22 protein-coding genes are annotated in these 22,804 nt (G+C 60.0%); 4 read left to right on the top strand and 18 right to left on the bottom strand.

Annotated features, from left to right (window positions below):
- Positions 1 to 2 precede the first annotated feature (2 nt).
- Positions 3 to 560, top strand: coding sequence for a DUF2059 domain-containing protein (locus ACIX8_RS18315; RefSeq protein WP_014266868.1), 558 nt, complete (start codon positions 3 to 5; stop codon positions 558 to 560).
- Positions 561 to 632: 72 nt separating this feature from the next.
- Here the strand turns inward: ACIX8_RS18315 and ACIX8_RS18310 are convergent, their stop codons facing one another.
- The 10 genes from ACIX8_RS18310 to ACIX8_RS18265 all read right to left on the bottom strand — a co-directional run bounded on the left by ACIX8_RS18310 (position 633) and on the right by ACIX8_RS18265 (position 13,425).
- Complete coding sequence (locus ACIX8_RS18310; RefSeq protein ID WP_014266867.1) at positions 633 to 4,346, bottom strand: TonB-dependent receptor; 3,714 nt, start codon at positions 4,344 to 4,346, stop codon at positions 633 to 635.
- A 723-nt stretch (positions 4,347 to 5,069) separates the two neighbouring features.
- Positions 5,070 to 5,558: a DUF3617 domain-containing protein gene (locus tag ACIX8_RS18305; RefSeq protein ID WP_014266866.1), complete on the bottom strand. Its 489-nt coding sequence runs from the start codon at positions 5,556 to 5,558 to the stop codon at positions 5,070 to 5,072.
- A 152-nt stretch (positions 5,559 to 5,710) separates the two neighbouring features.
- Positions 5,711 to 7,372, bottom strand: a complete 1,662-nt coding sequence (locus tag ACIX8_RS18300; RefSeq protein WP_014266865.1) for a ribonuclease J — start codon at positions 7,370 to 7,372, stop codon at positions 5,711 to 5,713.
- Between the two features lie 66 nt (positions 7,373 to 7,438).
- Entirely contained in the window at positions 7,439 to 7,627 is a 189-nt protein-coding gene (locus ACIX8_RS18295; protein ID WP_014266864.1) for a hypothetical protein, read from the bottom strand.
- A 123-nt stretch (positions 7,628 to 7,750) separates the two neighbouring features.
- The gene (locus tag ACIX8_RS18290; protein ID WP_014266863.1) at positions 7,751 to 8,605 is read right to left on the bottom strand and encodes a 2,3,4,5-tetrahydropyridine-2,6-dicarboxylate N-succinyltransferase; all 855 of its coding nucleotides are present in this window, start codon (positions 8,603 to 8,605) and stop codon (positions 7,751 to 7,753) included.
- Positions 8,602 to 9,891, bottom strand: a complete 1,290-nt coding sequence (locus ACIX8_RS18285; RefSeq protein WP_014266862.1) for an alpha/beta hydrolase family protein — start codon at positions 9,889 to 9,891, stop codon at positions 8,602 to 8,604. Before ACIX8_RS18285 ends, ACIX8_RS18290 begins: the two co-directional genes overlap by 4 nt.
- Complete coding sequence (locus ACIX8_RS24775; protein WP_014266861.1) at positions 9,888 to 10,334, bottom strand: cupin domain-containing protein; 447 nt, start codon at positions 10,332 to 10,334, stop codon at positions 9,888 to 9,890. The genes ACIX8_RS18285 and ACIX8_RS24775 overlap by 4 nt, the downstream gene beginning before the upstream one ends.
- A complete protein-coding gene (locus ACIX8_RS18275; RefSeq protein ID WP_014266860.1) occupies positions 10,331 to 11,641 on the bottom strand; it encodes a mandelate racemase/muconate lactonizing enzyme family protein in 1,311 nt (436 codons plus the stop codon). The genes ACIX8_RS24775 and ACIX8_RS18275 overlap by 4 nt, the downstream gene beginning before the upstream one ends.
- Positions 11,642 to 11,751: 110 nt before the next feature.
- The gene (dapA, locus tag ACIX8_RS18270) at positions 11,752 to 12,690 is read right to left on the bottom strand and encodes a 4-hydroxy-tetrahydrodipicolinate synthase (RefSeq protein WP_014266859.1); all 939 of its coding nucleotides are present in this window, start codon (positions 12,688 to 12,690) and stop codon (positions 11,752 to 11,754) included.
- Between the two features lie 78 nt (positions 12,691 to 12,768).
- Positions 12,769 to 13,425 (bottom strand): TMEM175 family protein, encoded by a 657-nt coding sequence (locus ACIX8_RS18265; protein WP_014266858.1) that lies wholly within the window; start codon positions 13,423 to 13,425, stop codon positions 12,769 to 12,771.
- 104 nt (positions 13,426 to 13,529) lie between these two features.
- Here ACIX8_RS18265 and ACIX8_RS18260 point away from each other — a divergent pair, with 104 nt between their 5' ends.
- Together ACIX8_RS18260 and ACIX8_RS18255 are read left to right on the top strand one after the other, a co-directional pair.
- Positions 13,530 to 14,018 (top strand): hypothetical protein, encoded by a 489-nt coding sequence (locus ACIX8_RS18260; RefSeq protein ID WP_014266857.1) that lies wholly within the window; start codon positions 13,530 to 13,532, stop codon positions 14,016 to 14,018.
- A 2-nt stretch (positions 14,019 to 14,020) separates the two neighbouring features.
- Positions 14,021 to 14,449 (top strand): type II toxin-antitoxin system VapC family toxin, encoded by a 429-nt coding sequence (locus ACIX8_RS18255; protein ID WP_014266856.1) that lies wholly within the window; start codon positions 14,021 to 14,023, stop codon positions 14,447 to 14,449.
- A gap of 29 nt (positions 14,450 to 14,478) precedes the next feature.
- On the opposite strand, the gene ACIX8_RS18250 is transcribed toward ACIX8_RS18255, so the two are convergent.
- Positions 14,479 to 15,744 carry an aminopeptidase gene (locus ACIX8_RS18250; protein WP_014266855.1) on the bottom strand — a complete coding sequence of 422 codons (1,266 nt, stop codon included), beginning with the start codon at positions 15,742 to 15,744 and terminating at the stop codon, positions 14,479 to 14,481.
- A gap of 142 nt (positions 15,745 to 15,886) precedes the next feature.
- Here ACIX8_RS18250 and ACIX8_RS26005 point away from each other — a divergent pair, with 142 nt between their 5' ends.
- Complete coding sequence (locus tag ACIX8_RS26005) at positions 15,887 to 16,063, top strand: hypothetical protein (protein WP_014266854.1); 177 nt, start codon at positions 15,887 to 15,889, stop codon at positions 16,061 to 16,063.
- Between the two features lie 306 nt (positions 16,064 to 16,369).
- Here ACIX8_RS26005 and dapB read toward each other — a convergent pair whose 3' ends face one another.
- The 7 genes from dapB to nrdR all read right to left on the bottom strand — a co-directional run bounded on the left by dapB (position 16,370) and on the right by nrdR (position 22,758).
- On the bottom strand, positions 16,370 to 17,059 hold the full coding sequence (dapB, locus tag ACIX8_RS18245) for a 4-hydroxy-tetrahydrodipicolinate reductase (RefSeq protein WP_014266853.1): 690 nt from the start codon (positions 17,057 to 17,059) through the stop codon (positions 16,370 to 16,372).
- Between the two features lie 13 nt (positions 17,060 to 17,072).
- Positions 17,073 to 18,539: a lysine-sensitive aspartokinase 3 gene (gene lysC / locus ACIX8_RS18240; protein ID WP_014266852.1), complete on the bottom strand. Its 1,467-nt coding sequence runs from the start codon at positions 18,537 to 18,539 to the stop codon at positions 17,073 to 17,075.
- Complete coding sequence (gene asd / locus ACIX8_RS18235; RefSeq protein ID WP_014266851.1) at positions 18,536 to 19,669, bottom strand: aspartate-semialdehyde dehydrogenase; 1,134 nt, start codon at positions 19,667 to 19,669, stop codon at positions 18,536 to 18,538. The genes lysC and asd overlap by 4 nt, the downstream gene beginning before the upstream one ends.
- A 100-nt stretch (positions 19,670 to 19,769) precedes the next feature.
- Positions 19,770 to 20,084, bottom strand: coding sequence for a hypothetical protein (locus ACIX8_RS18230; RefSeq protein ID WP_014266850.1), 315 nt, complete (start codon positions 20,082 to 20,084; stop codon positions 19,770 to 19,772).
- Between the two features lie 48 nt (positions 20,085 to 20,132).
- Positions 20,133 to 20,900 (bottom strand): carboxypeptidase regulatory-like domain-containing protein, encoded by a 768-nt coding sequence (locus tag ACIX8_RS18225; RefSeq protein WP_014266849.1) that lies wholly within the window; start codon positions 20,898 to 20,900, stop codon positions 20,133 to 20,135.
- Positions 20,901 to 21,213: 313 nt separating this feature from the next.
- Positions 21,214 to 22,239: an isocitrate/isopropylmalate dehydrogenase family protein gene (locus tag ACIX8_RS18220; RefSeq protein ID WP_014266848.1), complete on the bottom strand. Its 1,026-nt coding sequence runs from the start codon at positions 22,237 to 22,239 to the stop codon at positions 21,214 to 21,216.
- A gap of 33 nt (positions 22,240 to 22,272) precedes the next feature.
- On the bottom strand, positions 22,273 to 22,758 hold the full coding sequence (nrdR, locus tag ACIX8_RS18215) for a transcriptional regulator NrdR (RefSeq protein WP_014266847.1): 486 nt from the start codon (positions 22,756 to 22,758) through the stop codon (positions 22,273 to 22,275).
- Positions 22,759 to 22,804 lie beyond the last annotated feature (46 nt).

Genomic DNA, 22,804 nt, shown 5'->3' with positions numbered 1-22,804 from the left:
TCGTGAGAACTAAGAAGAATTTGATGCAGCGCTGGGTTGTAGTCCTGGTGCTGGCCCTGGCCGTGGCTCCCTGTGTGGCACATGCCGATGAGGCGTCCAAGCGTGCGAAGGTGGAAGAGCTTGTCAGCGTCATGCATATGGATCGCATGATGGATCAGATGATGGAGGCGGTGAAGGGACAGACCGAGCAGATGATGCAGCAGCAGCCTGGGGCCGATTCGATGACGCCGGAGCAGAAGAAGATCGTGACGGACTACCAGGCGAAGGCTATGCAGATCGTGATCGACAGTATGGGCTGGAAGGCTATGGAGCCGCAGTTCGTGACGCTCTATGCGCAGAACTTTACCGAGGACGAGATTGACGGAATGGTCACGTTCTATAAATCTCCGACGGGCCAGGCGGTATTGAACAAGATGCCGCAACTGATGTCTTCTGCGATGCAGCTTACACAGTCGCGGATGGTCGATGTCCAGCCGAAGCTAAAGGCTTTGATGGAAGACGAGGCAAAGCAGATGGCTGCGACTACTCCGAAGTCGAGCAGCCCGGCAGCGAAGAACTAGTCTAAGTTCAATTGCACCGCATATAACAAAGGGCCGCGGGGAAACCCGCGGCCCTTTGTTGTCCGGGAGTGCTTAGAACTCGATGCGGCCTGAGAGTTGCAGCACGCGAGGGTTTCCGTTGGTTGCGGTGAGCTGACCGAAGTTGCTCGTAGCGGTGATGGTGGTTTGCCCGCTATAGCTTCCATAGTCAAGATCGTCAAAGTTGGGATGATTCAAGACATTGAAGGCATCAGCACGGAACTTGAAATTTATGTTCCTGGACGGGATGATCGCGAAGGTCTTAGCCAGCCCTGCATCCATGTTGAAGAACTCGGGGCCACGAAGGATGTTGCGGCTTCCTATGCTAAGCCCGAGCGGCCCGGAGAACGCATTCACTGCTGCAGTGGGATCAGCAAAGACATTCGGCGAGCCATCCGCCCCTTTGTGAATGCCACGCTTAATGGCGTTTTTATCGCCATTGAAGATAGCTGGGGCATTGTTTGCGAAGCCGGCGACGAAGGCACCTGAGAGAGGTGACCATGCCTGCCCGCTGTGCCAGGACGGAATACCGCTCACGCTCCAACCACCGATCAGTTCGTCGGCAAACCGCGGCAGAGTAGCGCCGAACTTGCGTCCGCGACCGAAGGGCAGCGCATAGGTTACGTCGCTGGTGATGTAGTGTGTGGTGTCAAAGTCAGAGTTGCCACGGCACGCACGCGGATGCACGAGATCGCAGATAAACCCATATCCGTCGCCGGCGCCGTCGACCGCTACCTCTGACGTGTTGTCAATGGAGTGCGACCAGGTATAGTTCACGTCGAACTGCAGCCCCTGGCTCAGGTTCTTCTGCAGCGTGACGAGCAGGCCGTTATAACTGGAGAAACCCTTGTTGGTGAAAAAGGTATTTTCGCCGAACTGGGCGGACATACCCACGTTGGGCTGCAGGTAGGGAGAGAGCGCCTGGATGAAATCGCCGAAGTCGCCAACCCTGACCAGATCTGTATTAGAGGAAGCGGCAGCTGAGGTGTTATTCGGGTAGATTGTCGACCCGCTGCTCTTAAAGTTGCTGGCGAGCTGATGTTCGAACCAGGGTTCCGCAGGCAGGTTATTCGCGCTCTTTCCAGCACGAACTTCACGCTCGATGTTCTGCATGGCCTGGTTCATCGTCTGGCCCGATGCGGCATCGGGGAAGTCGATCAGCTGGGCGGCGTCGCCCTGCGCCAGCAGTCTGCGGCCAAGACGACCGACATAGTTGACCTTGAGCACGGTAGAACCCTTGAACTGGTGCTGCATGCCAAAGCTGAGCAGGATGGAATACGGCGTCTTGAGGTTTGGATCGACCGTGGTGTTGAATTGGCCTCCTTGCAGGCCATTGGGAACACCGTTGGTGACCCAGGGTTGGAAGGGAGCCTTGGGGGTAGGGGGGGCCGCTACGGTCGGTGCAGAAGCGATGCGCGGGTCGTTGGCGACGGAGCCGGTTGGGTCGTTAACATTGCCATTCTGATTGGTGACGTTCTGCTGGAACAGATAGGAGTACTCAATCTGCTGATTCAGAATCGCGTTGATGACGGTGCGGTCATAGACGAGGCTCGCGCTGGCGTTGAAGACCGTGGATGGATCGAAGCCAGGTGTATACGCTAAGGCCAGGTGCGGAGCGAAGTCCAGCAAGTTTGACTTGTAGAACCCCGGGCCGTTGTTCTTTTTGCCGCCTAGCACATAGGTAATAAACGGCACAGCGTTGTTGCCCGAGATGCCGGCCGCACTCTGCTTCAGGCGAGCATCAAAGTACTGGTCGAAGCCCGTGGTCTGGATGGTTTCAAGACCCTGGCTCTCATAGGGCACCGTAAAGAACTGGTAGTTTAAGCCCGCATTGATCGTAAGCTGCGGAGTGATCTTCCAGCTATCGCTGATATAGGACTGTGTCTGGTAGTCGACCCATTTGCGAATGGAGGAAGAAGGTTGCGCCAGTGCGTTGCCGTTGACGTCATAGTTGAAGGTGCCGGCGGTGCTCGCAAGACGTCCCAGTGAAGAGACAAAGGCGTTGTCGAAATCCTCCGATGCCGTGCTATCCGCTGGCAGAATGTTCTTCGGTTCAAGTTGAGGAATGCCACTGAGGTGGCCGCCGAGACCGATGTTATAGGTGTCGTAGCCACTGGTGGTGCTGTTCATGAAGTGAATCCACTTGAAGTAGCCGCCCAGCTGCAACTGGTGACGTCCGAGGGTCCAGGTAAAGTTGTCATTCACCTGCGAGATGATCACGTGGCGAGAAGTCGCGCCCGAGGGGTTGGAGTAAGGATCGTCCACAAGCGTGGGAGTGAAACCATTGAAAAAATCGACGTGGTAAAGCCCCTCGACATTTGAGGGTCGCGAGTCGTCAAAGTCCTGCACGGTGCTTCCATAGGTGAGCTGGTTGAACTTCGATTGGCTAATCTCCCAGTCCATGCCGGCTGCATATCTATAGCTGCGGTCGACGAACTGCTGTGACGGAGGATCGCCGGGGAACTGCTGCAAGCCGTTTGACTGTACCGCGTTTTGACGAGTGACGTTGCCTATACCGAAGAACTTGATCTGCGGGGTAAAGGCATAGTCAACTCGTCCTGTGTAGTTGGTTAGATTGTCGGGCTCCGGCGAATTAAAACGGAAGCCTGCAGTGTTCACTCCGTCGCCGTGGCTCAGATCGTTTGGTGCCGGATAGCGGTTTTGGAAGAGGGCAAGGATCTGCGGGCTTTCTCCCACATGGGCCGGATCGATCTGCTGCACCTGGGCAGGGGTAAGAGAAGAGATGCAGTTCGCGGCGGTGTTCTGTCGAGAAGAGTCAGTGCAGCCCGTATTGTTGTTGATGTAGGAGATGGTGCCCGCAGCTAAGGAGGGGAGAGGAACCGTACGCTCTACTGTTGCCTGCTGCGCGATGCGCGAGTCCAGAAAATTGAAGAAGAAGAAAAGCTTGTCGTGCAGGATCGGACCGCCCACGGCACCGCCGAACTGGTTTTGGACCAGCTCCGGCTGAGGAACACCCTCATTGGCATCGAACCAGTTATTCGCCGTGGTGGAGTTGTCGCGATGATACTCGTTGATGTTGCCGTGCCACTGGTTCGAGCCGCTGCGGGTGATGAGTTGGAACTGACCGCCACCGCCCGGACCATTGTCCGCGGTGAAACCGCCGGTGGTACCGCGGAACTCCTGGATCGAGTCGACCGGGGCGTTGCCCGTGATTGAGGCGAAGGTACCGTTGGAGACATCGTTTACGTCCAGGCCGTCGACCGTAACATTGTTTTGGTCGGTGCGTGCGCCGGTGGTGGCACCGCTTGAAGTAATGCCGGGCTGCAGGCTAAAGAGCACGCTTGGCGTGCTGCGGTCATACACGGGCAGATCTTGCAACTTCGATACCTGGAAGTTGTTGCCGATGCTGGCGTCGGTCGTGTTGAGCGTCACGTCTGATGAATCGGTGACCTGCACTTCCACCGTCGAGATGCCGACAGTCAGCTTTGCGTTCTGCGTACGAGAGTTTGCAACGTTTACATAGATATCGTTGATCTTGAACGGGGAGAAGCCCGGAGCGCTGAACTCCAACGAATACCCGGGGCCCGGGGGAACGCTCGCGAAGTGATAGGAGCCAGCCGAATCCGACTTGACCTCGTAGCGAACACCGGTCGAAGCTTTGGAGAGAACAACCGTGGCGCCGGGAATGACTGCATCCGACGGGTCGGTAACGGTACCATTTACTGAGGCAGTTGTCTGCGCATAGATGATTGCGGGCACTGCAAAAAGTATGAACAGGAGTACGGATCCTATAAAGCTTCGACGCATGGAGCTCCTTAAGAAGGTATGGGTAGAAAAACTCGTAACACTGGCAGAAATCGTTGTGAGTGGGTCCAGTGAGCTGGATTGCAGCCTCTTCAGAAGAAGGACAGCCCGCCTGGGATGATCGTTAACATGCAATATACATGCCATTTTCGTTAAATTCATATTCGGGCATGTTCCGAGCAGGGAACTGCGCAAAATATGGTTATTTGTAGGTAATCATCCGCAAAACGGACGGGTATCCCTCAGAGAAGAAATGGGAACGTTCATGGCTGTTTCTCTTCAAGAGAGTTTTTATGGGGTGCGACTTCACAGGCTACGGAATCGCATTTGATCTTAGGGCCAAGGGCCCGTTTCATCCCAGCCTGGGGTGGAGCGGAGCAGCGAGCGGTTTCTAGCTCGCTGCAAGCGTAGCCCCAGGTACAGGGTCAACTCGAAAGCAGAGGGCTGTAAGCCCGATTCATCGTGCCCTGCGCAGAAGATGAGTCGGGCTTACAGCCCTCGGCTTTCTTCTCCTGCACTAACCTGGGGCGTCGCTCCCCGAGCCACCACGCTGTCGCGTGTTGACCCGGGTTCGCTTTGCCCCAGGCTGATATGAAACGGGCCGTTGGCCCTAAAGATCAAATGGGGCCTTTTCCGCAGCCTGTGAGCCCCGGGCCTATCTCAGAGACAATGGCAAAAGCGTAGTCGTCGATTGGTCAGACACGATCTGCGGACAGAAAGGCTGCTCTATTGAGCTGGAGGCGTGGGTTTTACCGCACCGCAGTCGGCACTTTTGAATACCGAGGAAGAGTGGTTGGTCCACTCGATGGTCTTACTGTCTGTGCCGACTTGAATCGATCCGAGGAAGTGGACCGTGCCCGTAGCATGGCTGTCGTCGCTCCAGGAGGACTCCAGGGTTCCCTTACCGGTCATCTTGCCGGAGCAGACCATATCCGCCGTCACACTATTCGCTTTGACGGCCACATTCGATATCTGGCAACCGGCTACCTGGGGGAGAACGGAACCATATTGTGCCAGCTGCTGCTGGGTCAGGCAGACCAGCGTGGTGTGCGGCTCTCCGCCGGGAGGAATGATGCCCGAGGGAAGCGGAGACTGCTGCCAGGTCATGGTCGTGGTCAGTTCCCACAGACCGGCCTTCCGCGTCGTCGCCCAGAGGCAGGTTGCTGCAGACAAGAGGCAAACGGAGACAAGGATGGCAAGTCGGGGCCTGAGCATGAAGGATCTCCACCAGAGCGCAATAGCACGCGAGTAGGATAACCCTGCTCCGTGAACTCTTGCATTGTGGGAATGATTTCTTTTGTTCTTCTCTCTGCCGAACTGACAGAGAGAAGAACAAAAGCATCCGGGCAGGGGTTACAGCTCCGGTATTACAACTCCAGGATGATGGGCATGATCAACGGACGGCGATTGGCGTTCTTCTGAATGAAGCGCTTGAGGTCGCCGCGGATCTTGTCTTTCATCACGCCATAGTCGCGGCGCTCTTCTTCGCTGGACTGCTCCAGGGTACGCACGACGATATCGCGTGCATTGCGGAGCAGATCGGGATCATCGGCTGCGAAGCCGCGCGTGGTGATCTCGGGCTGGCCTTCGATCGCGCCGGTGCGTTTGTTGATCGCGATGATCGGCAGGAAGAGACCGTCTTCGCCAAGATGCTTGCGGTCGCGGATGACGGTGTCTTCGACGACGTCGGCCGTAGAGTTGTTGTCGATGCAGACGCGACCGGTGGTGACCTTGCCGGTCTTCTGTGCGGAGTCCTTGTCGAGCGTGAGCACATCGCCGTCTTCGAGCAGGATGACCTTCTCGGGGACACCGGTCGAAAGAGCGAGCTCGACGTGGCGCTTGAGATGGCGGTAGTCGCCGTGCACGGGGATGAAGAACTTCGGCTTGACGAGGTTGATCATCAGGCGAAGCTCTTCCTGCGAGCCGTGGCCGGAGACGTGGATCAGACCGTTGGTGCCGTCGTCATGGATGACACGAGCATCCCGCCGCTCGAGATGGTCGATAACGCGGTAGATGCCCTTCTCGTTGCCGGGGATGATGCGGGAGCTGAGCAGGACGGTATCGCCTGGATCGATCTTCGCGAACTTGTGGTTGTCCACCGCCGCGCGCGAGAGCGCGGACATGGGCTCGCCCTGGGTGCCGGAGATGAGGATGCAGAGCTTGTCCGGAGCGAAGTCGCGGATCTGCCCGGGGTGGATGATGAGGCCCTGCGGCGGATCGATGTAGCCGAGATCCTGCGCGATCTCCGTCGAGTTATCGATGGAGCGGCCGACGAGCGCGACCTTGCGGCCATGCTTGTGTGCGAGCTCCATGGCGATCTTGATGCGGTGGATCGACGACGAGAAGCAGGAGAAGAAGATCTTCTTCTTGGTCGCGGCAAAGATGTCGTCGAGGCGTGGGATCACGGCCTTTTCGCCGGGCGTGAAGCCGGGACGGTCGACGTTGGTGGAGTCCTGCAGAAGAGCGAGCACGCCCTGTTTGCCGAGGTCGGCGAAGGCCTGCAGATCGAAGGGGTGGCCGTCCGGAGAGGAGAGGTCGATCTTGAAGTCGCCGGTGTGCAGCACGATGCCGACGGGCGTATGGATCGCGAGCGAGACACAATCGACGAGCGAATGCGTAACCCGGATGGGCATGACGCTGAACGGCCCGAGGGTGAAGCGCTTGCCGGGAAGGATCTCGATGAGCTCGGCGTCGTCGAGCAGGCGGTGCTCGTCGAGCTTGCCTTCGACATAGGCGAGCGTGAACTCGGTGCCGTAGACCGGAACGTTGAGCTCGGACAGAATCCAGGGAAGGCCGCCGATGTGGTCCTCGTGGCCGTGCGTGAGCACGATGCCGCGGACCATGGAACGGTTTTCGATGAGGTAGCTGATGTCAGGGACGACGATGTCGACGCCCAGCAGCTCTTCTTCAGGGAACATCAGGCCGGCGTCGATAACGAGGATATCGTCGCCGAATCGGAGAGCCAGGCAGTTCATGCCGAACTCGCCGAGTCCGCCGAGGGGGATCATTTGCAGTTTTTCTAAAGCCATGGACTTTCAGTCTAGCGCAGGAAGTGGCCGTTAGACGCACAGGGCAGGCGATTAGCGGGTTTTACGCTAGATCGCACGAAGAACGCGGGCCGGAAGCGTGAAGATCGCGGAGATCAGTTCGAAGACGCCGCTGACCGCGATTCCGACGAGGCGGAAGGGCAGCAGGACCAGCCAGATGAAGGGGTAGAGAATCAGCGCAAGCAGCGCAGCGGGCCAGCAGATGACGAGAAGAAGGCAGAAGAGAAGCAGTTTCATGGAGGGGACGAACTCCTTTCTTCAGTGAGTACGCAGATGGAACCTGGAGAGTTCCCAGGGATTGCTCTTGCCTTTCTTTCTGTCATCCCGCAGGGAATGACAGAAAGAAAGGCAAAATATCGCCTACCGCAGCAAATCCTCAAGCGCTGTCGACAAATCTGTCTTCTCATCGCGATACTTCACGATGATGGGGGTGTAGACGCTGAGGCCGAGTTCTTTGCCGGGGCCGCTCTGAATGGCTCGCGAACCGGCGACGACGACGGCTCCCGAGGGGATGATCAGGGGTGTCTCGGCGGTGGCCTTGAGGATGGTGTTGTTGGGCAGGTCGTAGACCGGTGTGCCCCGGGTGAGGATGACTCCGGCGGCGAGCACTGCGCGTGAACGGACGATGGTGCCTTCGTAGACGCCGGTGTTGCCGCCGATGAGCGCGTCGTCTTCGATGATGACCGGCGAGGCGTTCACGGGTTCGAGCACTCCACCAATCTGCGCTGCGGCAGAAAGGTGTACGCGCTTGCCGATCTGCGCGCAGGAGCCAACCAGGGCATGCGAGTCGACCATGGTGCCTTCGTCGACGTAAGCGCCGGTGTTGATATAGGCGGGCGGGACAACGACGACTCCCGAGGCGAGATACGCTCCGGCGCGAACGGCGCTGCCGCCGGTCACGATGCGGATGTTCTGCTCAGGCGTAAAGCGGCGCGTGGGGTAGGTGTGCTTGTCGACGCAGGACAGGACAGCGTCCTCGCCGATAGAGACCAGGTGGCCCAGCCGGAAGCCGAGCAGGATGCCGCGCTTGACCCAGGCATTGACGCGCCAGCCCGTGGGCTGCGAGGCGTCAGGTTCGGCGGAGCGGAGAGTGCCGGCCTCCAGGCCTTCACGGAGCTGGAGGAAGGCGTCGAGGGCTTCAGTGTTGCCGATGGCCGCGGGGCCTTCGGCAAAGAACTTTTCAATGGTTTGTTCGAGCGGGTTCGCAGAGTTCATGGATGCTGCGATTGTACCGAGGACGCGGCGGTGGATTCCCCGCCATGGTCTGCGGCGAGCGCCCGGGGCGTCCAGCCTTCGAGCGTGTAGCGGCTGCGATCCTTCTGCCAGACGGCTTCGGGTACGGCCTGCAGTTGCTCGCGGGTAAGACCCGGGAGCTGGAGATCGAGCGCCGGGATTCCACCTTCTTTCTGCTCGACCTGGTAGCCATGGGAGATGCGAACGCCGGTCTTTGCGACCCAGTCCGCCACGCGAATCGTGGGGAAGGCCTCAATCTCGGCGTCGGTCCAGTTGGGGAAGTGCAGCTGGTAGTTGAGCCAGAGAGCGGCGGGCCGCGTCATCCAACTGGGACGATGGCCGACCCCGGGGAACCAGAGGGTCTCGGGCAGGTTGGTTTGCGAACCGGTCAGGGATGCGATGCGGCTGCGAAGGTCGTTGAAGAAAGGCTCAAAGTGATTGGGCCGAGCGACCAGCGAGTCCACGGTTCCGTTGAGGACCAATGTGGGGCCGGAGCGGGCGCGCAGGGCGTAGAGGTCCGCGCCTTTGTCGGGCATGAAGCTGAGCGCGCGGTAGGGACCACCCTGGCAGTTGATTTTGGTGCTGGAGTCCCAGGAGCCGCCGTTACCGTCGAGGTCGCCGCCGCCGGAGAGCACCAGTGCTCGGATGTGCGGGAGTTGCGGCCCGGCCAGCGCTGCTGCCAATGAAGCGTGGAACGAGCCCATCGAGTAGCCAAGCAGCGCGATGCGTTTAGGATCGACCTCATGCCGCGAGGCCGCGTAGCGCACGGCTTGCATCGCGTCCTCGATCATGAGGCCGCCGACGCGTTCAGGATGGTTGAGGCCGGGGATGGGCTTGTCATGCTCGCCGACTTCGGAGCCGCGCGAGGGGGTACGCTCGAACTCGCCGATGGGGTCGTAGGTTACGACGACCGCACCCGCGCTGGCGTAGAGCAGGCCGGTGTAGACGGCGTACCAGGAGCTCTTGTCGCCACCGTGGCCGTTGACCACGACGAGCGCCGGGACACGGCCTTTGGGGTGTGCAGGAGCATAGACGATCGCCGGCACTCGCATGCCGTACTGCGTGCCGAAGGTGATGTGTTCGACACGAACGCCGGGTGCTGCAACGAAGCTGCCGAAGCTCTGTGGCTTGAGCGGAGGCAACGGCGAGTCGATGAAGAGTGCGTGCACAGATTGCTCACGCCACTGTTCCAGTTGCGCAGGCGTGGTGGTTTGCGCATGAGTGGCGAAGGTCGCGGCGAGAAGGAGCGTTGCAGAGAGGAGCTTCATGGCTTGGCGGCGGTGGGTTCTTCGACGTGAACGACGAGGTAGGTGATCTGCTTGCCGGGTTCGAGGAGCCATTGATGCGGCATGCCGGCAGGGAAGTGAATGACGTCTCCCGCAGTGATGTGTACGGAGGTGCCGTTGCGAATGCCGGTGCCGCGAACTTCGTTGGGCGAGGGAGAGTGGGCGTCGATGACCTCGCCGCCATAGACGAGCGTCGCTTCCCCGCTCTGCACAATCATGACGTCGGCGGTGGCCTGGTGGACCTCGGCGATGCCACTGGTGTCATGGACAGTGATGGAGAGGCCGTGGTTGCCGAAGTTCTCCTTGTGCTTGATGCCGAGCGGCGAGACGCCATGCGGCCAGATCACGACATCAGGCTTTGGCGCGGAGGCTGTGGCCTGGCCCATGGCTGCGGCGATGAGAAGCAGGGGAGCGAAGAGCATCATACGGCGTCCTTGAAGTTTGCCGGCCGGACCGCTTTCATGACCTCGTGCTTCGCGATGTAAGCCGGATCGATCTCGACGCCGACGCCCGGACTGGTAGGGACGGTGATGGCTCCGTTATCGTCCGAGCGCAGGGTGCTGGTGGCGCACGTGTAAGGCAGGTCGTTATTGAACTCCTTGAACTCGTGGTACGGCCCGGAGTTCGGGATCGCCGAGACGAAGTGCATCATGTACAGGTAGCCGAGGCCGGTGGACGAGATGTGCGGGATGCACTGCTTGCCCAGTGCCGCAGCCATCCGCGCGACGCGCATGCAGCGGATCATCCCGCCGAAGTAGAACATGTCCTGCTGGACGATGCCGACAGAATTATTCGCGAGCACCCAGCGGAAGTTGTGGGTGGAGGGCTCCTGCTCGCCCAGCGCCATGGGGATGTCGAGTGCATCGGCGACTGTCTTGAGGTCTTCATACCAGTCGAAGGGGACGGGCTCTTCGTAGAAGGCGTACTTGTACTCCTGCATCAGCCTGCCGATGGGAATGGCTTCGGCAGCGGTGTAGGAGCCGTTGGCGTCGGCGGAGATCACCATCTGGTCGCCGAAGGTCTTGCGCACCAGTGGGATGAGCTTTTCGCTGCGACCGGCGGGGGTCTCCGCGTGCGACATGCGACCGCCCAGTTTGAACTTGATCGCCTTGGCTTTGGAGATGGCGACGTCGCGCTGCAGGTGCTCGATCGTGAGCTCGGGCGTGATGTAGCGCTCGCCGTTGGCCTGGTAGACATTGATCTTCGGGTTATAGATCTTGTCCGAGATGAGCAGGCCGATGGAGCGCTTGGACATCTTGCCGAACATATCGAGGATGGCGAACTCGAGCGTTGCCATGGGGACGAAGATGGCGAGCCCGGTGGCCTTGTAGTTGCTCTCGTAGACCGTGACCTCTTCCATCAGGGCTTCGAGATCGCGGGCGTCCCGGCCGAGGAAGTAGGGCGCGATGCGCTGGACGAAGAGGGGATAGAGCACCTCCATCTGCTGCGAGTTGGAGATGGAGAGACCTTCGGCGCCGTCTCTGGAGCGGACGCGGCAGAGCCAGCTCTTCTTGTAGTGCAGGAGCTCGATGGTGTCGATGAGAACGGGGTCGGGGAAGAGTTCGCGCTTGAAGACCGGTAAGGCTGCCGCAGCGTCGCACTTGGCGTAGTTGGCCTGCAGCTCGGAGGGCGTTACGGCGCGGTGGGGGCTGTGTGACCTGGGATTGGGAAGCACTGCAGAGGCAGCGGCGGCCAGGCTGGACTTGAAGACTTCACGGCGTGTGGCGTGCATGAAAAACCTCGGCATAACAATACCTGTCAGACAGGATTTTTGTCGAGGTAGAGCGCCTGAGGTCGGTTTGTGCCGTCGGCTCAGATGACGGCACAAACAAACAACGGCGTTTAGAAGACGCGCAGGTTTTCGTGCGGATGGTCGCGCAACAGACCCAGTTCGCCGAGGATCATCTCCAGAGTGTGGCGTGTCCTTGCCGAGACGGGAATCATCGGGAGGCGGAGCTGCTCGTTGCCACGGCCCAGCAGGGCGAGCACGGCCTTGATGGGCGCGGGGCTCGGCTCGGTGAAGTGGGCCTGCATCAGGTGGAAGTAGTGACGGTTGATGCGGCGCGCGGCGATCCAGTTGTCGCTCAGGGCGTAACCGATCATCTGCGACATCTGCTGCGGAATGGCGTTGGAGGCCACCGAGATAAGTCCTACACCGCCGACGGCGAGTGTGGGCAGGGCGAGGGAGTCGTCTCCGGCGAAGACTTTGAAGGCGCGGGGCGCCTGGGTGATCAGCTCGGTGATCTGGACCATGTTGCCGCTGGATTCCTTGATGCCGATGATGTTGGGAATCTCGGCGAGGCGCAGGACGGTGGCGGGCTCGAGGTTCGCGCCGGTGCGGCCAGGGATGTTGTAGAGCAGGATCGGCAGGTCGACCGCCTGGGCGATGGCGCGGAAGTGCTGGTACTGGCCTTCCTGGCCGGGGCGGTTGTAATACGGGTTCGCGGTCAGAATGCCGGTGAGTCCGTGGATGTTCGCCAGCTTCTTCGCATTGACGACGGCCTGGTGGGTGGAGTTATGCGTCGATCCGGCGAAGACGGGAACCCGGCCCGCTGCCGCGGCTACCGTGACCTCGATGACGCGCAGCCACTCCTGCTCCGTAAGCGTGGAGGCCTCGCCGGTGGTGCCTGCGGGGATCAGCAGGGAGACGCCGTTGGCAATCTGCCAGTTGACGTGAGCGTGGAGCGCAGTTTCATCCACCGAACCGTCGGGGCGAAAAGGAGTAACGAGTGCTGTACCGCAACCTTGCAGATTCATGCCGAAGGGTAGTTTAGAGCACATCGCCGCTTTTTGCGCGGTCGAATGAGGGCATGAAGGCTATTTCCTGTGAGGAAACCAGTGAGGAAATTCGAAACCCGGCTATTTGTGCGTGTGGGAGTGATCCATTTCGGGCTCGTGCGGAGCGAGTTCGTGGTGGGAGGCAGGGACGTCGCCGCCGTACGAACCCCCGAAGAGGCCCAGGGTTGGAAGGATCCAGAGGAGTGTAACGAAGGAACTGACGAACAACGCACCACGCGGTGAAATGTGAGCGAGACCGATGCTGACGGCGTAGATGCCAACCGATCCCCAATGCTGGAAACGGGTGCGGTCGGCGCTCGCCAGCCGCCCCTCACGCGCTACTTGGCACTCGACGGTATAGCGCAGGAGCAGAAAGGTCGCGCCTGCCGCTAGCATGCAGATGCAGTAGATGGTGACGGAGAACGAGTCGAAGTGTTCGTTGATGTAGTCGGTAAAGAAGGGGATCAGCGACAGAGCGAAGAGCCAGATTAGGTTGGCCCAGAGGATGCGGTTGTTAGAGCGGGTGAGCGTGCCGATGAGACCGTGGTGATTGACCCAGTAGACTGCGATGAAGGCGAACGAAAGGCCATAGACCAGCAAGGTCGAGATGACTCCGTGAAACGCCGCAAAGCCGCTCAGCGCGGGCACCTTTAGCTCCAGCACCATGATGGTGATGATGACGGCGATGACGCCGTCGGAGAAGGCTTCGAGCCGGGCTGGAGAGGAGGTGGCCTGCATGGGGACGTGCCTTAGATAGTAGGACAAAAGGTAGAGATTTGAAAATAACAGGTATCCTTGACAAAAGGATAAATCCTTATATCCTTGTTTGAAGGGGAGACAACATGCAAACGGTTGAGCGTGCTTTAGATCTCAAAGTTGCCGATGCGGTGTGGGTTGCAACAGCTATGCTTCACCGTGAACATTCGAAGGTTGAGGGATTCACCGTTGCCGAAATCGTGGCGAAAGTGAAAGAAGAAGGCCTGACCGAAAAGGAAGATATCAGCATCTATCTTCATGCGAATCAACACTGTGTTGCGAACCGAGCTCCAAATCAGGCAAAGCTGCGGATGCTTTTCGAGACCCAGAATGGGCTGCGCCGCCTACTCTGTCCTTCCGACCCCTTTCACGCGGAGCGTGATGGGCGAGTGATCCCCAAAGCATCGGATCTTCCGGGGCATTTAATGCCACTTCTCCGATGGTATGAGGAATGGTGTGCGAAGAGACGCAGTCGCGCATCCACAGATGACCCTTTGTTGGCCCTTGCTGGATCGGGTAAGGGGCTTTGGGCGTTGGATGCGGTGGAATATGTGAATCGGCTGAGGGCCGAGTAACGATGAGCCGAATCTTCTGGGACACCAATGTGTTCATCTATTTATTCGAGAACCATGCAATTCATCAAAAAGAAGCCATGGCTCTACGAACCAAGATGCTGGTTCGTGGGGATGAGTTAATTACATCCTGGGTCACCGTAGGAGAGATTCAGGTGCAGTCGCCACGTAGAGCAAGCATCGGAAACTATTCGAAGTATCGTGATGTGATCGTACAGACGGCTCGAGTCCTTGCGTTTGAGGAAGTTGCGAGTGATCGGTATCGCGAAGTCCGGCAATTGACTTCGGTACGAGGCCCTGATGCTATGCAACTCGCTTGTGCTGCGGCTGCAGGGGTAGAGATTTTCGTGACCAACGATAAAAAATTGCACGGATTGCAGGTTCCGGGAATTCACTTCATTGCGTCTATTGCGTCGGCAGAGCACCTCCTGTAGCGAGTGATCGATTAAAGCAATTCTTCTGTCTATACCCAGTCGCCCGCCCGCATGAGAGGCTCGGCAGAGCCATCGGCTGCGAGGCCGTCGACGTTCATCGTCGGGCCACCGATCATCCAGTCGACGTGAATCAGGCTCTCGTTTGCACCGAGTTTGGCGAGCTCTTCGTTCGACATCTTCTCGCCGCCGATCAGGCAGGTGGAGTAGGCCTGGCCCAGCGCGATATGGCTCGCGGCGTTCTCGTCGAAGAGCGTGTTCCAGAAGAGGATGCCGGACTGCGCGATAGGAGAGTTGTGCGGTACCAGTGCGACCTCGCCGAGGCGGCGTGCGCCGTCATCGGTGGAGATGAGCTTGTTGATCGCCTCCTGGCCCTTGGTTGCGGTGGCTTCAACGATCTTGCCGTCCTTGAAGGTGCAGCGGATGTTTTCGATCAGCGTGCCCTGGTGCGAGAGCGGCTTCGAAGCTGTGACGACGCCGTTGACCCGGTCTTTGTGCGGCGTGGTGAAGCACTCTTCGGTGGGGATATTGGGCTGGCAGTAGACGCCGTTGCCCGCCGTGGTGCCGCCGCCGGCCCAGAGGTGCTGATCGGCAAGGCCGACGGTGAGGTCGGTCGTGCCGTCGGGGGTGTAGAAGCGCAGCGAGTGGAAGCGCTTGTCGTTCAGGAAGTCGACGCGCTTCTTGAGGTTCGCTCCGTGCTCCTTCCACTGGGCGACGGGATCGGCGGAGGTGATGCGCGAGGTCGCGAAGATGGCGTCCCAGAGCCTGCCGAGAGCCAGCTCAGGCGGATCGTTGGGGAAGACCAGCGCGGCCCAGGCGGGCGTGGCGGCGGCAACGATGGTCCAGTTGATCTCGTGGCGGGTGATGAGCTCCATCGCGGGCTTGGAGGCCTTGGAGGCGGCGATGTTGGCGCGGGAGACCTTGGAGGGGTCCTGCTGCGCCAGCAGGGCGGGGTTGGCTCCGGTGATGGCCATGCGGGCTGCGCCGCTCCGGAACGCCGTGGCGATGGCGTCCTGCAGCCACTGGGGAGCGTAGTCGAAGCTGGCGTCGGGCGCGTGCTGGAAGCGGGCGAGGGTGGTGGCGTCGTCGGTGTAGAAGACGGTCACGAGCTTCGCGCCGGCCTTGTAGGCGTGCTCGGTGAGGCGGCGGGCGAGCGGCAGCGCATCGGTGGGAGCGGTCAGGACGAGTTCCTGGCCTTCGCGCAGATTGAGGCCGATTCGGATCGCCACTTCGGCGAGGCGGTCCAGCTTTTGATCGAAGGAAAGGGCGGCGAAGGCGTCGGAAGGCAGCGAAGACATGCTGAAAGTTTATCGCGAGTAGTGACCCTCAAAACCATTCAGGTTTGATCGTTTTGTGCGCGTTCTCCGTTACCTTCGAGTGCTATCCTGATTGCGCCTCGAACGGGGTGTATCCATTCTGAATGCTTCAAAGGAGTCGGTCATGGGATTTTTGGAAGAAGCGGAAAAGATCGCAGGAGCTGTAGTCGCGGTTGAAGGCGTGAAGAAGCTGGACCCCAACGCGTCGATCCTGACGGAAGGCGCAGCAGCCGTCGCCGGTTATAAAGGTGCCGAAGCCATCGAGGAGCACCTCGAAAAGAAGGACGAGAACAACCAGTAAGTCAGGGATCTGAGCCCCTAAGGGGCGACGTCATCATAGCCCAGGGTGAAACCCTGGGCTATTTTTGGCTTTTGCCTTTCTGGTTGTCATTCCGAGCGCAGCGAGTGAACCTGCTGTCTCCCGTTTTTTGCCTGTACCCCCCACGAGAGTTATGGGCGTATTCAATCTAATATCTCGTTTCAGCTTAGACATTCTGGGGTGATACGAACGAAGAACGGGAGACAGCAGGTTCCTCACTTCGCTCGGAATGACAACCAGAAATGCAGACCTCTGCTTCTCCTCAACATTCGAGGCCACGCAAAGGCCCTACAGCTTGTCGAACACTTCGCGCACGTTGTAGACGCCGGTGCGGGAGGCGAGCCATTCCGCGGCGCGGACTGCGCCTTCGGCAAACGGACGCCGTGATTTTGACTCGTGAGTGAGGAGCAGACGGTCGCCGTGGCCGATGGCTTCCAGCGTGTGGATGCCTGCTACTTCGCCGGTGCGGGTGGCGTGGATCGGCACCTCGTTGTTGCTTCCAATGGTCTCCAGCACGGCGTCGCGGAGGGTGATCGCGGTGCCGCTGGGAGAATCGAGTTTGCTCTCGTGATGTGTCTCGGAGATGGCAAAGTGGTAGCCCGAGTCCTTGAGCGCTGCCGACATCTTCTTTGCGAGATCGAGCATCTTCTGCACGCCAATCGAGAAGTTGGTGCCGTAGAGCAGGGCTGCGCCACGGCGCTCGGCGAGTGACTTCATGTCGTCCAGCTTGTCGTACCAGCCGGTCGTGCCGATGACCATCTTCGCGCCGGTTGCGAGGCAGGCGCGCATGTTGGAGACGACGGCTTCAGGGGTGGTGAAGTCGATGATGATGTCAAAGCCGGCGACGAACGGCGCGGTGAGGGCTGCGGCGTCTTTGTTCTCCTTCGCGTCGAGAACGTGAACGCTATGGCCGCGTTCCGCCGCGACCTCCGCAACGAGCTTACCGGTCTTGCCTACTCCGAGTACGAGAATGCGCATGATTCAAAAACTCCTAAGCGTTCGTGGGCACAGCTCGCGCTTCAATGTCCCGAGCGAGTGTAGCTCGCTCTTCAACATCGAAGATACTCGCGTCGGGTGCGACAAAGAATCTCTTGTGCAGCGAGCGAACGGCCTCATCCACATCTTCTTCGTTAATCATGAAGCTCATGTTGATTTCGCTGGCTCCCTGCGAAATCATGCGCACATTGATGTGCGAGACCGCGCTGAAGACCTGCGAGGCGATGCCGGCGTGGCCGCGAATATCTTCGCCCACCAGGCAGATGAGCGCCTTGTTGCTCTCGTACTTGACGTCGGCAATGCGGCCCAGCTCTTCGCAGATGGCGGGCAGTGCTTCCTTGGAGTCGACCGTAACCGAGATCGAGACCTCGGAGGTGGAGACCATGTCGATGGCGCACTTGTGCTTGTCGAAGACGTCGAAGACCGACTTGAGGAAGCCGTGGGCGAGCAGCATGCGGCTGGCCACGATGTCGATGATGGTCAGCTTCTTCTTCGCGGCGATGGACTTGAACGGGCTCGCGCAGGACTGCGGCGTCGCGGTGATCTTGGTGCCTTCGTTTTCGGGATTGCGGCTGTTGAGCACCCAGACCGGGATGTTCTTCTGCACGGCAGGCAGGATCGTCGCCGGATGCAGGACCTTGGCGCCGAAGTAGGCGAGCTCGGCCGCCTCTTCAAAGCTGATGGTCTTCACGCGCAGCGCATCGGGGCAGATGCGCGGGTCGGTGGTCATGATGCCGTTGACATCGGTCCAGATCTCGATGGCTCCGGCGTGCAGACCGCCACCGACGAGAGCGGCGGTGTAGTCCGAGCCGCCACGGCCGAGTGTGGTGGTTTCTCCGCTGGGCGAGGAGCCGATGAAGCCGCCCATGACGGGGATGGCACCGGAGTCGACGAGCGGCAGGACCTTCGCGAGGAGAGCGCTTTCGATCTCTACTTCGTCGGGTGCGGCCTTGCCGTAGTGGCTGTCGGTGCGGATGATGGTGCGAGCATCGATGTGGGCGCTGGCGGTGCCCTGCTCGGCAAAGGCAGCGGCGATGATCAGGCTGGAGAGCCGCTCGCCGAAGCTGACGATGAGGTCGGAGGTGCGGACTGTCAACTCGCCGACAGCGGCGATACCGCGCAGCAGCTCATCGAGCGCGTCGAAGTGCTCGTCGATAGAGCGGTGCAGTGCAGTGAGACGATCTCCACTGGCGAGGCGTGCGGCGGTTTCGATGTGGCGCACCCGCAGGCGCGAGGAGATCTCCAGCGCGGGCTCGCGGTCGCCTCGGCCGGCGTGAGCAGCGGCAGAGCAGGCGAGCAGAGCGTCGGTGACCTTCGACATGGCGGAGACCACGACGACGGGGTTGAGGCCCTTGCGCTTGCGTCCGGTGACGATGCCCACTGTGCGCAGGATGGCGGTAGCGTCCTCGACCGAGGTACCGCCGAACTTCATGACGACGATGTGGTTGCGGGGTGTGCTCATGCCTTCACCACCGCTTCCGCAACCTGTACCGGCTGCTTCAGGGGAGGGAACTGGCGGAAGTCGAGCTTGCCGAGGACGGCGAGGATCTCGGCGTTCAACAGGGCGGCACCGGCGGCGCCGCGAATGGTGTTGTGCGAGAGCACGACGAACTTCCAGTCGAAGATCGAGCAGGGACGCAGGCGTCCCACGGTGGAGGCCATGCCTGCGCCGCGCATGCGGTCCAGGCGCGGCTGCGGGCGATCGACGGCGGTGTCGTACTCCACCGGGTGGAGTGGCGCGGTCGGCAGGTGCAGGCCGTCGAGGCCCTTGCCGCTGAGCGGCTGGAACTCTTCCCAGGCGGCGATGACCTGCTCGTAGGTTGCGGGCTTGCGGAGCTTGATGCTGACGCACTCGGTATGTCCGTCTTCGACGGCGACGCGATTGCAGTGCGCGGAGACCTTGGCGGGCAGCGGAGAGACCGAGCTGCCGTCAAGCGTGCCGAGCAGCTTGCCGACCTCCTCCTGCATCTTTTCCTCTTCGTTCTTGATGAAGGGAACGACGTTGCCGAGGATGTCGAGCGAAGGCACGCCGGGATAGCCTGCGCCGGAGATGGCCTGCATCGTGGTGACGAAGAGGCTGTCAATGCCGAACCTGTCTTCCAGCGGCTTGAGCGCGAGGACCAGTCCGATGGCCGAGCAGTTCGGATTGGTGACGATGTAACCGCCGGAGGTCTTGCGCGTGGCCTGCCGCTCGATGAGATCGAGATGGCCGGCGTTGACCTCGGGAATGACCAACGGCACGTCCAGCGTCATGCGGAAGGCGGATGAGTTTGAGATCACGGCGCAGCCTGCCTCGGCGAACTTCGGCTCAAGCTCGCGGGCGATATCAGCGTCGAGCGCGGCAAAGATGATGCGCGGCAGCTCGGTGGTGGAGGCTTCGGGGGTGTTGGGCTGCACCACCATCTGCGCGATGTGCTTCGGCAGGGGCGTGTCGAGCTTCCACTTACAGGCGTCGGCGTAGGTTTTGCCGGCGCTGCGGTCGCTGGCGGCTAGCCAGGTAATGTTGAACCAGGGGTGATTCGCAAGAAGCTGAATAAATCGCTGCCCGACCATGCCGGTCGCGCCCAGAATACCTACGTTACGCCGTTCCATGTATCAAGAATAACGCGTGAATTGTGCGGCGTCACGATTGCTGAAGAAACAACGGCTGGTTGTGCGGCAGCTTGCCGCACAACCAGCCGTTAGCACTTGCTTAATCTTCGATGACCCTGACGCGGCGACGGCTCACTACGCGGCTTCCGCCCCCACCCCATGCGACCACCAGGCCGATGGCGTGGATCAGGAACCAGAGGCCGATGCCCTGGTCCTGGTAGATCCAGAAGAGGATCAGGATGCGCGGAATCAGCAGGGCTACGATGATCTGGATCAGGTTGAGGGAGGTCGGGATGTAAGCCCCGAGACCGTGCTGCAGCCACGCGATCAGCAGGCAGATGCGCGGAAGAAAGAGCGATAACACCAGAAACCACAGCGGCAGCGTGTGCGTGACCAGCAAAACATGAAGATTCATGGCAGTCGTGCTCCAGCGCCGCAAGGTAAAGTTTCTTGCGGCGAAATCCTACTTAGCTGTGAAGGCAAAGCTGGCACTGGCGGTTGCTTTGGGAGCCACAGTTATCTGGATATCCTGTTCGCCGAGCTTCTCATGCACCGCGGCGAGTGTGTAGGTTCCTGCCGGCAGACCCTTGATCGTGAAGCTGCCGTCCGCGCCGGTAACGGCAAAGTATGGGTTGGGAGCGACGTTGATGAAGGCGTTCATCCAGGGGTGGTTGTTGCAGCGTACGGGCAGCATGACCTCGGGCGATTTGAATGAGTGGGTCTGCGGCTGGCCCATGGGGGACTGGGAGATGTCCACGCCTTCATTGCCCACGGTGGAGGGCATGGTATGGATGTTGTGCATCGTGGGATCGGAGTTACGGAACTCAACCGATCCGCCCTGCTGCACGGCTACGACGTGTGGCAGATAACGGCAGCCCTTCTGGTCGAGTACGACGGGGGCTGTGCCCGCGGGGGCCTGCGAAGGCGCGATACCCGACTTGACGTAGATGTACACGTTGGCCAGCTTGCCGTCGGTGGCGACGAACTGCTCGCTGAGGTTGGGGTCCTTGGAGAACGCGCAGGCCGGGTCCATCGACATGTCGATAGGAACGCGAGCAGGGGCCTTGCCGTCGAAGTGGACGACACCCGTGACGGTGCCAGTGGTGGCGGGATCGACCGCCGGCACCGGGCTCGACTGTGCGGTCTCGGTGGCCTTCGGTGCAGCGTCGTGCTTGCAGCCGGTGAGGGTGAGGGCGGCGAGGAGGAGGAGCGAGGTCGAGCGGAGAGTCACGGTAGTCCTTTGGGGATGCGGTGAGGGTTGATTGGAGGATCGTGCTGTTGCCGTTGTTCTTGCTGTTGCTTTTCTGGTTGTCATTCCGAGCGTAGCGAGCGAACCTGCTTCCTCCCGCTTTTCGCTCGTGCTGTTACAAACATGGTGCGACAACACAACGTTGCCCTCGATGCTTTCTGGGTAGTACGAGCAAAGAACGGGAGACAGCAGGTTCGCTCGCTCCGCTCGGAAGGACAACCAGAAAAGCAAGAACAAGTGCAAAAGCAGATTCCCTGCGGAATGACAAACCAGAAAAACAAATGCAACAACAAAGCTACAACGCAGCGATAACAGCCTCGCTAAAAGCACGCGTGCCGGATTTACCGCCAACGTCGCGGGTCAGTGTCTTGCCTGCGGCGTAGACCTTCTCCAGCGCAGCCTGAATCTTGTCTGCGGTAGCCGCCTCGTCGATATGGTGCAGCATCAGCACGGCAGATTGCAGCAGCGCTGTCGGGTTGGCCTTGTCCTGTCCGGCGATGTCCGGAGCGGAGCCGTGGACTGCCTCGAAGATCGCGCACTCTGCACCGAGGTTGGCTCCCGGAACCAGTCCCAGACCGCCGACGAAGGCCGAGCAGAGGTCCGAAAGGATGTCGCCGTAGAGGTTCTCGGTCAGGATGATGTCGTACTGGTAGGGGTTCAGCACCAGCTGCATACAGGTGTTGTCGACGATGTGCTCGGCGTAGGTGACGTCGGGGAATTCTTCGGAGACTTCCTTGCAGCACTTGATGAAGAGGCCGTCCGAGAGCTTCATGATGTTGGCTTTGTGGATGGCGTGGATCTTCTTGCGGCCATGCTTCTTCGCGTAGTCGAAGGCCGACTTCGCGATGCGGGTGGAGCCCTTGCGGGTAATGATCTTCATCGACTGCGCGATGTCGGGATTGATCATCACTTCGAGGCCGGCATACAGGTCCTCGGTGTTCTCGCGGAAGATGACGAGGTCGATGTCCGGGTAGTTGGACTTCAGGCCGGGGAGGCTCTTGACGGGACGGAAGTTCGCGTACAGGTCGAACTTCTTGCGCAGCGTCACGTTGATCGAGGAGAAGCCGCCGCCGATGGGCGTAGTGACCGGCCCTTTGAGGGCAACGCGGTTCTGTTCGATCGACTTGTAGAGCGCCTTGGGGATGTACTCGCCGGTCTTGGCGTAGGCGTCTGCACCGGCATCATAGTTGTGCCAGTCGAAGCTGCAGCCGGTCTGCTTGCCGGCGGCTTCGAGGATGTTGATGGTGGCAGCGGTAACTTCCGGGCCGATTCCGTCCCCGGGGATGAGCGTGATCTTGTGTGTGCGGGTAAAGTCGGGCAAGGTTCTTCCTTCGTGTTAGAGATGAGGGGGAGGCTAGCGCGAGGCGAGCCGCTTGGATTTAGGGTCTTTGCCGCCGAGCAGTTCTTCGAGCTCCTGCTTGAACTCGCGAACATCTTTGAAGTCGCGATAGACGCTGGCAAAACGGATGTAGGCGACGGTGTCGATGTCCTTCAGGCGCGCCATGATGAGCTCGCCGACGGACGCGGTGGTGCGTTCGCGCTCCGGCGAGTCGATGACGAAGGCTTCGACGGCATCCACGATCTCCTGCATCTGGGTGACAGAAACCTTTCGTTTCTGGCAGGAGTGCAGCAGGCCGGTGAGGACCTTCTGGCGGTCGAAGTTTTCGCGTCGACCGTCTTTTTTTACGACCATGTAGGGGATTTCATCGAGGCGTTCGTAGGTAGTAAAACGCTTGTTGCAACGTTCGCATTCCCGCCGCCGCCGGATGGAGTTCGCGTCTTTGCTCTCGCGTGAGTCGATGACCTTGTCTTGAGTGAAGGCGCAGTACGGGCATTTCATGTCAATCGGATTTTATCAGTGTTGGAGGTAAACCCTTTGAATTGCG

It is taken from the genome of Granulicella mallensis MP5ACTX8 (genome assembly GCF_000178955.2).
GTDB classification, from domain to species: Bacteria; Acidobacteriota; Terriglobia; order Terriglobales; family Acidobacteriaceae; genus Granulicella; species Granulicella mallensis.
This window is presented reverse-complemented; position numbering and strand designations above follow the sequence as displayed.